The sequence below is a fragment of the Pseudomonas sp. PNPG3 genome, from assembly GCF_023093815.1.
Lineage (GTDB): Bacteria > Pseudomonadota > Gammaproteobacteria > Pseudomonadales > Pseudomonadaceae > Aquipseudomonas > Aquipseudomonas asiatica.
The window spans coordinates 1-13,033 of the sequence record NZ_JALLKV010000091.1; the positions used below are offsets into that span (position 1 = coordinate 1).

14 protein-coding genes and 1 tRNA gene are annotated in these 13,033 nt (G+C 62.5%); 6 read left to right on the plus strand and 9 right to left on the minus strand.

All coding sequences use genetic code 11. From position 1 onward, the window contains the following. Positions 1–240: 240 nt before the first annotated feature. The gene (locus MJ643_RS29410; protein WP_013971517.1) at positions 241–477 is read left to right on the plus strand and encodes a hypothetical protein; all 237 of its coding nucleotides are present in this window, start codon (positions 241–243) and stop codon (positions 475–477) included. 176 nt (positions 478–653) lie between these two features. After that, on the plus strand, positions 654–986 hold the full coding sequence (locus tag MJ643_RS29415) for a ribonuclease E inhibitor RraB (RefSeq protein ID WP_023661860.1): 333 nt from the start codon (positions 654–656) through the stop codon (positions 984–986). A gap of 115 nt (positions 987–1,101) precedes the next feature. Here MJ643_RS29415 and MJ643_RS29420 read toward each other — a convergent pair whose 3' ends face one another. After that, positions 1,102–1,902: a cytochrome c gene (locus MJ643_RS29420; protein WP_247727200.1), complete on the minus strand. Its 801-nt coding sequence runs from the start codon at positions 1,900–1,902 to the stop codon at positions 1,102–1,104. Between the two features lie 66 nt (positions 1,903–1,968). Further along, positions 1,969–2,211 carry a hypothetical protein gene (locus MJ643_RS29425; protein WP_128637193.1) on the minus strand — a complete coding sequence of 81 codons (243 nt, stop codon included), beginning with the start codon at positions 2,209–2,211 and terminating at the stop codon, positions 1,969–1,971. 219 nt (positions 2,212–2,430) lie between these two features. On the opposite strand from MJ643_RS29425, the gene MJ643_RS29430 reads away from it, so the two are divergent. Then, entirely contained in the window at positions 2,431–3,165 is a 735-nt protein-coding gene (locus MJ643_RS29430) for an amidotransferase (RefSeq protein ID WP_247727201.1), read from the plus strand. Between the two features lie 101 nt (positions 3,166–3,266). On the opposite strand, the gene MJ643_RS29435 is transcribed toward MJ643_RS29430, so the two are convergent. The 3 genes from MJ643_RS29435 to MJ643_RS29445 form a co-directional block, all read right to left on the minus strand. Further along, complete coding sequence (locus MJ643_RS29435; protein WP_015269363.1) at positions 3,267–4,238, minus strand: magnesium and cobalt transport protein CorA; 972 nt, start codon at positions 4,236–4,238, stop codon at positions 3,267–3,269. Positions 4,239–4,302: 64 nt separating this feature from the next. Then, a complete protein-coding gene (locus tag MJ643_RS29440) occupies positions 4,303–5,022 on the minus strand; it encodes a 1-acylglycerol-3-phosphate O-acyltransferase (protein WP_247727202.1) in 720 nt (239 codons plus the stop codon). A gap of 181 nt (positions 5,023–5,203) precedes the next feature. Beyond that, entirely contained in the window at positions 5,204–5,893 is a 690-nt protein-coding gene (locus MJ643_RS29445) for a crotonase/enoyl-CoA hydratase family protein (RefSeq protein ID WP_247727203.1), read from the minus strand. Positions 5,894–6,091: 198 nt separating this feature from the next. On the opposite strand from MJ643_RS29445, the gene MJ643_RS29450 reads away from it, so the two are divergent. Beyond that, a tRNA-Ser gene (locus MJ643_RS29450) sits at positions 6,092–6,181 on the plus strand. A gap of 170 nt (positions 6,182–6,351) precedes the next feature. Here MJ643_RS29450 and MJ643_RS29455 read toward each other — a convergent pair. The 4 genes from MJ643_RS29455 to MJ643_RS29470 all read right to left on the minus strand — a co-directional run bounded on the left by MJ643_RS29455 (position 6,352) and on the right by MJ643_RS29470 (position 11,385). Next, the gene (locus MJ643_RS29455; protein WP_247727204.1) at positions 6,352–8,484 is read right to left on the minus strand and encodes a TonB-dependent siderophore receptor; all 2,133 of its coding nucleotides are present in this window, start codon (positions 8,482–8,484) and stop codon (positions 6,352–6,354) included. 202 nt (positions 8,485–8,686) lie between these two features. Further along, positions 8,687–9,067 (minus strand): hypothetical protein, encoded by a 381-nt coding sequence (locus MJ643_RS29460; protein WP_046615492.1) that lies wholly within the window; start codon positions 9,065–9,067, stop codon positions 8,687–8,689. A 220-nt stretch (positions 9,068–9,287) separates the two neighbouring features. After that, positions 9,288–10,475, minus strand: a complete 1,188-nt coding sequence (locus tag MJ643_RS29465; protein WP_085602219.1) for an MFS transporter — start codon at positions 10,473–10,475, stop codon at positions 9,288–9,290. Between the two features lie 160 nt (positions 10,476–10,635). Continuing rightward, entirely contained in the window at positions 10,636–11,385 is a 750-nt protein-coding gene (locus MJ643_RS29470; RefSeq protein ID WP_085602218.1) for a 3-oxoacyl-ACP reductase family protein, read from the minus strand. A gap of 118 nt (positions 11,386–11,503) precedes the next feature. Here MJ643_RS29470 and MJ643_RS29475 point away from each other — a divergent pair, with 118 nt between their 5' ends. After that, on the plus strand, positions 11,504–12,442 hold the full coding sequence (locus MJ643_RS29475) for a LysR family transcriptional regulator (RefSeq protein WP_085602217.1): 939 nt from the start codon (positions 11,504–11,506) through the stop codon (positions 12,440–12,442). A 254-nt stretch (positions 12,443–12,696) separates the two neighbouring features. Then, positions 12,697–13,020, plus strand: coding sequence for a transposase (locus MJ643_RS29480; protein WP_247727205.1), 324 nt, complete (start codon positions 12,697–12,699; stop codon positions 13,018–13,020). Positions 13,021–13,033: the final 13 nt, after the last annotated feature.

Here is a 13,033-nt window from a genome sequence, read left to right on the forward strand (position 1 = left end):
AGCAGCAGGCGGCTTGATCACCGTAACCGGTGTCCGGAAATACTTGACCAGAACACGCCCGCTCCCACAGGTACAGCACAGGTTTCGGACCTTGTGTTGGCCTGTGGGAGCCCTGTGGGAGCGGGCGTGCCCGCGAATAGGCCCAACACAAATCCCTCCGACTGAACATTCTCCCCACCTCAAGGTCACTTGTTTCAGGCATTACACACCTGGTGTTCGTTGACTGAGAGGGTTCGTTCAATGAAAGAGTGGGAAGTCATCTTTGCCGACCAGAAAGGCGTGCTCACCACCCTGACGCTGCACGGCGACCAGTGCCCCAGCGAGGAGGACGCCGCGCGGGCCATCCGTTCGCACCTGTTCCCGGTGATGGACGAGCTGGACCTCAACGACTTCCAGGACCGCACCATTTCCCCCACCGCACGCTGGCTGAAGGAGCAGAGTGGCGTGACCATCACCAGCATCCACGAAACGCCCTGAACCACACGTTTGCGTGGTGCCCTTGCAGGCACTACGCTGCATGAAGGTGCCGGCCTATTCTGCGGGTCGGCACCGCATCCCTTCGCGTCTTGCATCAGCTCGAACTGCCCGACCGCTGCCGGCAGGTGCGTAGTGCACGGAAAGTCTATCCATCGCATTATTCAGGAGGACGTTTCATGAGCAGCCAGAACGACGATATCAGCAGCAACGTCCTGCGCCAGATGAAGGCAGGCGGTTTCGACTTCACCCAGATCCATCCCATCGAGTTCTACGCCATATTCCCCGACGAAGCAGGGGCCCGCCGTGCGGCCGGGCAGTTTCGTGGGGAATCGCTTAATGCCCAGGTCAAGGAGATGGGCGACGGTGCATGGCATCTGGAACTGAGCAAGGTCATGTATGCCACCCATGGCGGGATTGGCGACTTTGAAGAGGCCTTCGAGCAGCTGGTGACACCTTATGGCGGTGAAGTGGAAGGGTGGGGGGTCAAGCAGGAGCGGCCCATAGCCTGAGAGTTTTGTGTTGCCTTCTTCGCGGGCTTGCCCGCTCCCACAGGTATCTCACGGCATTCAAGCCTGTGGTGATCCTGTGGGAGCGGGCAGGCCCGCGAAGAAGCACACACGGCCCTCAAGGCCTGCGCCCAGCCATATGCCTCAAATAGGCAAGCAATTCATCCAGCTCCGGTTCACTCAAGACACTCTCTGCAAACCCCGGCATCATCGCCTGCGGCCACTGCCGCAGGCTTTGCGGGTCACGAATCAGCTGGCGTAGATACCCAGGCCGAAAATACTCGGTCGGGTTATGCGGCACATTCAGGTCCGGCCCCACCTGCGCATCCCCCGCCCCATTTAATCTATGACACGCCAGGCAATTCTGCTGGAACAAGGCAAAGCCCCGGCGCACGGGGCTGTCGGCCGGCAACTTGGGGTCGGGCAGCAGCGCCGGAAAACGCGCTTCGACAGAAGCCAGCTTGCGAATCGTGGAAATCTGGAACGGCCACTGCTCCGGGCGGATACCGCTGGCCTGCGGTGCAGTCCACACCAGGTAGAACGGTCCCGCACTCGGCTTGCCTTGGGCCAGTGGTGGCCATGGCCGGTCAGTTTCCTCCACCGCCAGCCAGGCCTGTGCCGGCCCCTGCTGCAACAGTGGCGCCGCGGGCATTTCGGCGGCAAAACCGTCCAGCGCCACTGCCTGCAGGTGGTCGCTGGCGCTCACGCCGTCCAGCAGCGCGGCCAGCGGCACAGCCCGATAACGCATGGGCTGCTTGTAGGAAACGTCCTGGTCGATGCTGATGTCCCGGGCCTGCGGGTGGTCGAGCAGTTCTTCACTGCTCCATTGGCGCGTCGTAGCGCCCAGTTCAAGGTGCAGTTGCGCCGCCGACAGCGGCAGGCTCAGGAGCAACACTAACAGTGCAAGGCAGTGGCGCATGGGTAATCTCCGACCATCAAGGCCAGCAGGTTACCTGTGCGTTGCCTGTTGGCGCCACAGCGGCAGTCAGCCGAACAAACGTGTAAGGTTCGGCAGGATCAGCAGCAAAGTCGTGGCGAAGAGAATGAGCCCAGCTTGGCGAATTTTCGATTGTCTGAACATGGCGGACCGCCTTCTTGTTGTTATTCCTGAATACCCGTTGGCTTCCCTGTCGCGCTTCGGGTCGATCGCAGTGGCGTTGCGTGACGCCTGAACTGCCTGCCTCTTGAAAGTGGATATACAACCAACAGTAGGGTGTGCGTCATCCATGTTTGAGAACCCTTTGTTCTAATGTGGTCGGTCATTAATTTCTTCGGGCTATGAGGCTAAGTGCCAGCCGGCTGGCATGCTCTCGCTAGACGGTGGCGCAAGTGCCAGCAGGGCACCGATGAAATGTGACCGTTCGTCAGTGCGGCCTACTTGCTTGTACGTGCCTTTCGCGTCAGTCTCTACAGCAGATTCCCACCCATGTCGTTCAGGACTATCCCTATGTCGTTACGCATCTGCATCCTTGAAACCGATGTCCTGCGACCGGAGTTGACCGCGCAGTACCAGGGCTACGGCAGGATGTTCGAGCAGCTCTTCTCGCGTCAGCCGATCGCCGCCGAATTTCGTGTGTACAACGTGATGAACGGCGATTACCCCGCCGACAACGAAGTGTTCGATGCCTATCTGGTGACGGGCAGCAAGGCCGACTCGTTTGGTACCGACCCGTGGATCCAGACCCTCAAGGCCTACCTGCTGAAGCTGTACGAGCGTGGCGAGAAGCTGCTGGGTGTATGTTTCGGCCACCAGTTGCTGGCGTTGACCCTGGGTGGCAAAGCCGAGCGTGCCGAGCAGGGCTGGGGCGTGGGTATCCACCGCTATTCGCTGGCGGCCCATGCGCCGTGGATGGACCCGGAGGTGTCGGAGCTGACCTTGCTGATCAGCCACCAGGACCAGGTGACCGAGCTGCCGGAAGGCGCCACGGTGATTGCCTCCAGCGATTTCTGCCCGAACGCTGCGTACCACATTCGTGACCAGGTGCTGTGCTTCCAGGGGCACCCCGAGTTCGTGCACGACTACTCCCGCGCGCTGCTCGATGCGCGCCATGAGTATCTGGGTGATGAGGTGTACCACAAGGCCGTGGCCAGCCTGGCCACCGAGCACCAGGGCGACCTGGTGGGGGAGTGGATGTTGCGGTTTATCCAGCACCCATCGAAGGCCGGTGACAGCGCAGCGTAATCGGTTGCAACCATTCGCGGGCACGCCCGCTCCCACACGTAATCCACAATTTTCGAACTTGCGATAATCCTGTGGGAGCGGGCGTGCCCGCGAAGAGGCCCTTAAAGCCAGCCAGACTTCTTGAAGCTGGCATACAACGCGGTACAGCCCAGCCCGATCACCCCCAGTACCCCGAAGTACCCATAGTGCCACCCCAACTCCGGCATGTTCTGGAAGTTCATCCCGTAAACCCCGGCAATTGCCGTGGGGAACGCCAGGATCGCCGCCCAGGCTGCAAACTTGCGCTGCACGATGCTCTGCCGTGACGACTCCAGCAGCATGCCGATCTCGATGGTCTGGCTGGCGATGTCACGGATACCGGCCAGGTCTTCCATCTGCCGCGTCACGTGGATTTGCACGTCACGGAAGTACGGGCGCATGTTCTTGTCGATGAACGGGAAGCTCAGGCGCTGCAGTTCCTCGCTCACTTCCACCATCGGTGCCACGTAGCGGCGCAGGCGCAGGATGTCGCGGCGCAGGCTGTGCAAGCGGCGGATATCGTCCTCTTGCAGCGAACCGCCAAGCACGCTCTGCTCCAGCTCCTCGATCTCGCCATGAATGGCCTCGCTGACCGGCTGGTAGTTCTCGGTGACGAAGTCGAGCAGGGCGTACAGCACGAAGTCTTCGCCGTGCTCCAGCAGCAACGGCCGCGCCTCGCAGCGTTGGCGCACCAGGGCATAGGATTTGGAGTGGCCGTTGCGGCAGGTGATGATGTAGCCGTTGCCGGCGAAGATGTGGGTTTCGATGAACTCCAGCTTGCCTTCGTGGCGCACCGGCGAATAGGTGACGATGAACAGGGCGTCGCCGAAAGTTTCCAGCTTGGGCCGGCTGTGCTTTTCCAGGGCGTCTTCGATGGCCAGTTCGTGCAAATTGAACTGGCATTGCAGGTTGGCCAGTTCCTCAGCGTTGGGCTCTTCCAGGCCAATCCAAACAAAATGCCCTGGCTTGCGTGCCCATTCACTGCCTTCGTCGATGCTGATGTTGGTGACCTTTCTGCCGGCGCTGTATACCGCCGATGCCACGACTCGACCCATGGTTGTTCGCTTATTCCGGTTGGACACGGGTTACAGCTTGGGCTGTAGTGGGCTCAAGAGCAACCTAGCTCTTGGCCAGTTCCCCTTCCATGCGGTCGATGCATTGCTGCATCTGCCCGCGGCACTGTTCGATCAGCGCCGGCAGGTCCTGCAGGGTCATGCCCGCCGTGGCGATCGGTGGCAGCGAGCGCACGATTACCGTGCGCTGGCGCCAGCTGTTCAGGCTGAGGCGCCCGGCATAGCGGCTGACGCATACCGGCACGATCGGCACACCGGCCTCAATGGCCATGTGAAACGCGCCTTTCTTGAAGGCCAGCAGGTGCTCGCCGGCATTGCGCGTGCCTTCGGGGAAAATCCAGATCGAGGTGTCGTCCTGCAGTACCCGGGTGGTCTTCTGCATGGCCTTGCGTGCCTGGTAGGCATTCTTGCGGTCGACCAGCACGTTGCCACCCAGCCAGAACAGCTGGCCGAACAGCGGGATCCAGCCCAGGCTTTTCTTGCCGATGGCGACGGTGCGCTGCGGCACCACCTGGCCTAGCACGAACAGGTCGAAGTTGGACTGATGGTTGGCGACGATCACGCAGCCTGGCGGCTGGTCCCACAGCGGGCCGACTTCGGCCTTGACCCTGATGCGCATCAGCCAGGTGGCCGGCAGGCTGTAGAGGCGTGCGAACACGCGGCTGTTGTCGGGGTTGAAGGGGCGGCACAGGCCAATGACCAGGCCCAGGGCCCCAACCACAAGGAAATGCAGCGCCAGCAGGAACATGCGCAATGAATAAAGCATGGTACGACTCACACCAGACAGTCGCCGGGCAGTGTACGGATGTGCACTGGTCGGGGCAAACCCTGGTGCAAGCCTGTTGCGGCCTCTTCGCGGGCTTGCCCGCTCCCACAGGTACTGCGTTGCCCTCGGCTCTGGCGCTGTCCCTGTGGGAGCGGGCAAGCCCGCGAAGAGGCCGGCCCGGCTAGCCCATATGCTGCTGGTCCAGTTCGATCGCCTTGTCCAGCGCCTCCAGCAGCTCTTTGCGCACTTTCAGCTTGGTGTGCTTGTGCGCCAGCATGTTCAGCTTCTTCAGCTCCCGCGCTTTCTCCAGTGCTGCATCCTGCAACTGCTCAGCCGGCACCACCTTGTCGAGGAAGCCGGCATCCACCGCGCCCTGCGGGTCAAACACCTCGGCATTGATCACCGAGCGGTGGAAGGCCGAGCGGCGCAGGCGGTCGCGGGCCAGTTCGATGCCGGCATGGTGCATGGTCATGCCGATCTGCACTTCGTTCAGGCACACCTTGTACGGCCCTTCGACGCCAATGCGATAGTCGCCCGACAGCAGCAGGAAGGCGCCCTTGGCCACGGCGTTGCCCGGGCAGGCGACCACTACTGGGAACGGGTGCGACAGCAGGCGACGGGCGAGGGTGGAGCCGGCGGTGACCAGGCTGATCGCCTCCTTGGGGCCGCTGGTCATCACCTTGAGGTCGTAGCCGCCAGACAGGATGCCGGGCTGCCCGGTGATGATCACCACCGCGCGTTCTTCCGTGGCGCGGTCGAGCGCGGCGTTGAAGGCGGCGATAACGTCGGGCGAGATGGCGTTGACCTTGCCGTTGTTCAGGGTCAGGGTAACGATGCCGTCTTCGGCGTGGTAGGTAATCAGCTCGCTCATGGCAGAGTCCTTTTGTTGGCGTGGCGACGACGTTACCCAGCGCCAGGGGCGAGGTAAAGCAGTAAGGCTGACTGGTCGGTCAGCGTTCGCCGGGGCTCAAATGCAAATGCATGAAAAAATTGAAAAAAATGCTTGCCAAAGGGAAGCTCTTTCACTAAATTAGCGCACCTCGACAGGCTGCATGGCTTGAAGAGCAACGGTGAAGTGTCCGAGTGGTCGAAGGAGCACGCCTGGAAAGTGTGTATACGAGAAATCGTATCAAGGGTTCAAATCCCTTCTTCACCGCCACATTCTACGAAGAGCCCCCGAGCTGAGAAGCCGGGGGCTTTTTGTTTTTGGGGCCTTTGGGGGCCGCTTTGCGGCCCTTTCGCGACACAAGGCCGCTCCTACAAGCGTGCGCGGTCCCCTGTAGGAGCGGCCTTGTGTCGCGAAAGGGCTGCAAAGCAGCCCCAAAAAATCTAGAAGGTGACCGAAGCCGAAAGCCGAGCCGTCCGCGGCGCCCCCTGGAACAGGTAGTTATCCCCCAGGTAATCCCCCACATCGCGCCAATAACGCTTGTCGAACACGTTATCCACACTCAGCCGCAGCATCGTGTCATACCCCCCGATGCGCGTACGGTAGCGGCTACCCACATCGAATACCGCATACCCACCAACTTCCACATTCCCCGCCTGGCTCGCATACTTGCTGGCGCTGTAACGCGCCCCGCCCAGCAGTGCCAACCCTGGTACCGGCAGGGTGTATTCCGCCTGCAGCGCCGCCCGGAACCTGGGCACGTTGATTGCCTGGTGGCCTTCATAGGCATCGGTGTCGCTGTTCTGCACCCGCGCCCGAATCGCAGCAGCGCTGGCCTGCACCTGCAGGTTCGAGGTCACCCAGCCGCTGGCGCCCAGCTCCAGGCCGGTGTTCTTTTGCTGACCTTGTTGCACATAGGTGAAAGTGCCGGCGCCGTCCGGGCGCGCGTATTGGTATGCCTGGCGTATCTGGAACAGTGCGGCGCTGAAGCTCAGGCCTTGCCAGTCATGCTTGAGGCCCAGTTCCAGTTGGTGCGATGTCGTCGGAGCGAGGATTTCGAATCTGTTCTCGGCGAACCACGGTGCGGTACCGCCTGCCGACAGGCCTTTGGAGTAGCTGGCATATACCGTGGTATCCGGCTGCGGCTTGTAGATAAGCGCAGCGTTGGGCAGCAACTTGTACTGTCGGGTATGGCGGCCGGCAACGCCGTCCTCATTCCAGGTTTTCTCGTCCAGGCGTACTTCGCGGGCACCCAGCAGTGTCTGCCATTGCTCGTTGAAGCTGATGCGGTCGCTCACGAACAGCCCGTACTGGCGGCTGTCCAGGCGTCGTTCGCTAGACCCGATGGGTTTGTCGGATGGGTCAAAGCCTGGCGCACCGGTGTGGATGTTGCCTGTACCTACCCATTCCATATAGCTGGGGCGCTGGTCCAGCGTGCGCCGCTGTGCACTGGTGCCCACGCTCAGCTCATGCCCTACGCCCAGCGCATCGAAACGCCCGTTGAGCACGGCCTGCGCCTCGTCGGTACGGCGGGTGTCGTCGGGGCTGCGGAAGTCGTAGATGTCGTAGTCGCCGTTTCTGCCGAAGAACGCGCCTTCGCTCGAGCCCCAGGCAAACGAGCTGTAGTCATCTATCACCACCTTGCTGCGCGAGGCACTCAAGGTCCCGGTCCAGGCTTCGTTGAAACGGTACTCGAAGCGCCCACCCAGGTTCAGCGAGTCATTCTGCACCGGCTTGGCCCAGTGCTGGTAGGCCAGGCGGTCGTCGGGGTCGATGCCATGGGGTACTTCGCTGCCACCGAGCAGCTGGTAACCCGGCACCGAGCGCTGTTCGCGGTGCTGGTATTCGGCATCCAGCTGCAGGGTGGCATCCGGGTTGATCTGCCAGTCGAAGGCCAGCGAGGCGAAGTCGCGCTTGCCATCGGCGTGGTCGACGTAGGAGCGGATGTCTTCATGGGCCAGGTTGGCCCGCAGGCCGAACTGCCGCTCGCTGCCGAACCAGCCGCCCAGGTCGGTGGCCAGGTAGCGCTCGCCTTGTTCGTTGGTCGACACCGTGACGCTGCGCACGTCTTCGGCGCGCTTGGTCACGTAGTTGACCAGGCCTCCCGGCTCCGACACGCCGCTCTGCAGCCCGGACAAACCCTTGAGCAGCTCCACCTGCTGCTTGTTCTCCAGAGCCACGTTCTGCTCGCCGGTGATGGTCTGGCCATTGATGCGGTAGCTGCTGGCGGCATTCAGCTCGAAGCCGCGCACGTTGAAGTTTTCGTAGTAGCCGATGGGGGCGTAGCTTTCGCCCACCGAGGCGTCGCTTTGCAGCACTTCGCTGAGCTGGCGCGCCTGGCGGTCTTCCAGCAGTTGCTGGCTGAACACACTGATCGAGGCCGGGGTGTCGAGCAGGGGCGCGGGCTGGAAGCCGCCTACTGCTGCCTGGCGTACCTGATAGCCGTCGTTGGTGTAGGTGTCGGACACCTGCAGCGGGGCCAATAGCACGCTGTCTTCGGCAAGCACATGGGGGCAATGCAGGGCCAGGCCCAGGCTGAGCAGGCTCAGGGGCAGGCAGGGATGACGCGGGGGCATGCGGTGGGGCTCCTGGATGCGCGACACCTTAGCGGGCCTCTTCGCGGGTAAACCCGCTCCCACAAGAAAATCACTATCCTCAGGTGCAGTGATATCCCTATGGGAGCGGGCTCACCCGCGAAGGGGCCGGCACAGGCCATGAAAAAGGCGGCATCTTACAGCCGCCTTCAACATAAAACGATCCGGGCCCAGCGATATCCTGTTAGCCTCTGCGGGCCGGCCGCCTGTGCTGCCGCCAGTTGTCATCGATCTTCGACCAGGTCTTGCCATCGGTAATTGCCATGAGCTTGCGCCCGTCCTTGAAAGTGGCCAGGAAGGTGGCTTCCTCTTCCTTGCCACCCAGCCACAGCCCAGCCAGCAACCCCACCGGCCCGGCCACCAGGGCCCCGGCCACGCCCCAACCCAGGGCACTGCCCAGGCTACGGCTGGATTCCAGGCTGGCCAGCCGCAGGTCGCTGATGCGTGCTAGGGAAATCCGCTCGCCCGGGGAGGGGCTGCGCGGGGTCTTGAGTGTGAGCGATCCGTTGCGATACTCGCCTTCGCCTTGCAAGAAATCGCCGGATTGCACCGTGAGTCTTGTCATAACGTCGTCCTGTCAGGAAAAGGGCATTGACCAGCGCCTACTGAGCGCTGCCCGGGCAGCCAAGTCAACGGCCATGCGACAGAGGGTCGTGCGGTGCATTGTCGCCATGGCTGATGGCCTCTTCGCGGGCACGCCCGCTCCCACAGGTACATCACATGCTTCATGCCAGTGACAAACCTGTGGGAGCGGGCGCGCCCGCGAAGAATCCAACAAAAATTTTTCAGGCCGCTTGCAAAGCGTTCCTGCGCTTGCGCTCGGCCAACCCCCACGCCAGCAACGCCAGCCCGCCAATCACCAACCCGGCCACCACGATCCCCATCCAGCCCTGGCGCTGGAACAGCTGCGTGCCCAGCAACGACCCCAAGGCCCCGCCAATGAAGTAGCAGGTGATATACCCGGCATTAAGCCGCGTGCGCGCCTCGGGCCGCAGGGCAATCACCGCGTTCTGGTTGCTCACGTGCACCAGTTGCACTGCCAGGTCGAGCATCAGCACACCCATCAGCAGGGCCAGTAACGATTGTTCGGCAAAGCCCAGCGGCACCCACGACAGCAGCAGTACCACCAGGCCCACGGTGGTGCCCAGCGAACCCTTGCCACGGTCGGCCAGGCGCCCGGCCCAGTTGGCCGACAGCGCACCCGCTGCACCGGCCAGGCCGAACAGCCCTATCACCGCGTCCGAATAGTGGTATGGGCCTTTCGCCAGCAGGAACGCCAGTGGCGTCCAGAACAGGGCGAACAGGCTGAATGCCAGCAGGCCGAGCAGCGAGCGCAGGCGCAGCACCGGTTCTTCGACGAACAGGCGGAACACTGAGCCGATCAGCGCGGGGTATTTCAGTCCGGCATGGCTGTGGTGTTGCGGCAGGCTGCGGTATAGCGCCACGGCAGTGATGGCCATCAGCACTGCAGCCAGCACGTAGATGCTGCGCCAGCCACCCAGTTCGGCCATGAAACCGGCGGCGGTACGCGCCAGCAGGATGCCCAGCAGCAACCCGCTCATCAAGGTGCCGACCGCACGCCCGCGCTGGTGTGGCTCGCTGAGGGTCGCGGCCATGGGCACGAGGATCTGCGCTACCACCGAGAACAGCCCGGTCAGCGCCGTACCGAGGATCAGCCAGGGCAGGCTCGGTGCGCAGGCACTGATGACCAGGCCCAGGGTGGAAATGGCGGTCATCACGGTGATCAGCCGGCGCTGCTCGAACAGGTCGCCCAGCGGCGCCAGCAGCAACAGGCCGGCGCCATAGCTCAGTTGCGCGGCAATGACGATGCTGCCGGCACTGGCGGTGCTCAGGCCGAACTGCTGGGCGATGCTGTGCAGCAGTGGTTGCGCGTAGTAGTTGCTGGCCACGGCCAGGCCAGTGGCGGTGGCCATCAGCAGGATCAGGGCGCGGCTGAGCGTGGGGGTATTCATGGGGTTCTCGTGGCAGACGGGAGGTAGGAGCGGGGTCAACCTGTGCCGGCCCCTTCGCGGGCTTGCCCGCTCCCACAGGATTATCACAGGGTTTGAGGCCGGCGGGATACCTGTGGGAGCGGGCGCGCCCGCGAAGAGGCCGGAACAGGCAACCCTTCAATCAGGCAGCAAACCCGCCATCGACCGTCAGGCTGGCCCCTGTGACATACCCTGCCTCAGGCCCCGCCAGGTAAGCCACGAAGCTGGCAATCTCATCCGCCTCGCCATAGCGCCCGATCGCCATCAGCGGGATCAGGCTGTCAGCGAACTCGCCGCTGGCCGGGTTCATGTCGGTGTCCACCGGCCCTGGCTGCACGTTGTTCACGGTAATGCCTTTCGGCCCCAGGTCACGTGCCATGCCGCGAGTCAGGCCGACCAGCGCGGATTTGCTCATGGCATAGGGGGCGCCACCGGCAAACGGCATGCGCTCGGCATTGGTGCTGCCAATGTTGATGATGCGCCCGCCTTCGCCCATGTAGCGTGCCGCAGCCTGGCTGGCGACAAATACGCTGCGCACGTTCACCGCCAGCATGTGGTCGAAGTCGGCCAGGTCGAATTCGGTCACCGGCGCTACCGCCAGCACACCGGCGTTATTGACCAGGATATCCAACCGGCCGAAGGCCTTCACGGTGTCATCCACGGCCAGTTGCACGGCCGCTGCGTCGGCGCTGTCGGCCCGCAGGGCCAGGGCCTTGCCGCCGTTTTCGGTAATTTCCTGAGCCAGCGCCTGCGCCGGGCCGGCGGAACTGACATAGGTGAAGGCCACCTGTGCACCTTCACGGGCCAGGCGTCGCACGATGGCCGCGCCAATGCCGCGGGAACCGCCCTGTACCAGGGCTACTTTGCCTTCGAGAGTGTGTTGCTTGGACATGCTGATCTCCTGCTTGAAGCCAGGCCGGAATGCCTTGGATGGGCGCAGTATCGGCGCTTGATTACCTGCTGATAAGATGGCAATCACTATCAGCAGAGTAAACCTTTGGTTGCCAATCATGGCCATGGAATCGTTCAACGCGTTGGAGTGCTTCATCCGCAGTGCCGAAGTGGGCAGCTTTGCCGAAGCCGCCAGGCGCCTAAGCATTACCCCGGCTGCCGTGGGCAAGCATGTTGCCCAGCTGGAAGCGCGCCTGGGGGTGCGATTGTTCCAGCGTAGTACCCGCAAGCTGACCCTGACGGAGGCAGGGCAGCGATTTTTGGGCGAGGTCAGTGACAGCTTCCGCACCATCCAGTACGCCGTGGCCAATCTGGCCAGCAGCGAAGGCCAGCCGGCCGGGTTGTTGCGGGTGAGCATGGGCACGGTGTTCGGGCGCTTGTATGTGTTGCCATTGCTGGGCGAGTTCTTGCGTCGCTACCCGGCCATTACCCCGGACTGGCATTTCGACAACCGCCAGGTCGACCTGATTGGCCAGGGCTTCGATGCGGCGATTGGTGGAGGCTTCGATTTGCCACCAGGGGTGGTGGCGCGCAAGCTGACCCCGGCGCACAGGGTGCTGGTGGCATCGCCGGCATATTTGGGCCGGTATGCGCCGATTGACGACCCGCAGGTATTGCAACGGCATGACGGTATCCTGATTCGCTCGCCGCAGACCGGGCGGGTGCGATCATGGCCGCTGACCAGCCGTCGGCAGGTGCAGCAGCCATTGCAGTTGCGCCAGACGATGACCATGAGCGATTCGGATGCCGCTTGCGCGGTGGCCGAGCAGGGCTTGGGGATTGCCCTGGTGAGCCTGCCGTTTGCAGTGCCGTACCTGGAAGGCGGGCGGCTGCAGCGGGTGCTGCCGGACTGGTACGTGGACGATGGGCATATCAGCCTGTATTTCGCCGAGCACAAGCTGTTGCCGGGCAAGACCCGGGCGTTTGTCGATTTTGTGGTGGAACAGTTCGAAGAGCAGGGGTTGGCGCGGCGGTTCGATGCCTTGCAAACCCTTTAGAAGTGTATTGCCTGAACCGGCCCTATCGCCGGCAAGCCAGCTTGTGTCTTCAAGGTCTCTTAAACTCGAAAGGGTGAGAGCAGTGGATGGCAGACTGAAAGCCAGGTGTGCTCTAAAGCACGAGTGGGAGCCTAGTCGCCATCCACCTCCCACTCTGACCTAAGCCCGAACAGTTGAATGAGTGGCGAACTCGCAGTCACAAGCTAGGGCTAAGTCAGAGTGCTCTCACTTCTTGAGTGTAAGAGGGCTTGGCGATGATTTCCTACTTCGTTGGTCTCGACGTTTCGAAAGCGACTCTGGATGTGGGCTTTCTTCCTGAAAGTATTCCCCAGTTCCAGGTCAGGAATGACTCTGAGGGCTTTGCGCAACTGATCGCATGCCTGAACGAGCTTGAGGTCGAACGGGTCTTGCTGGAAGCCACCGGTGGCTATGAACGGGCCGTATTCAAAGCCTTGCGACTGGAGGGTTTGAACGTCGTCAGGGTCAACCCCAGGCGCTGTCGGGACTATGCGAGTGCCATGGGCAAAATTGCCAAGATGAATCGCCCCTGGTTTCCTAGACACCTCCAAGCCTCATAATGAGGCCCAAATA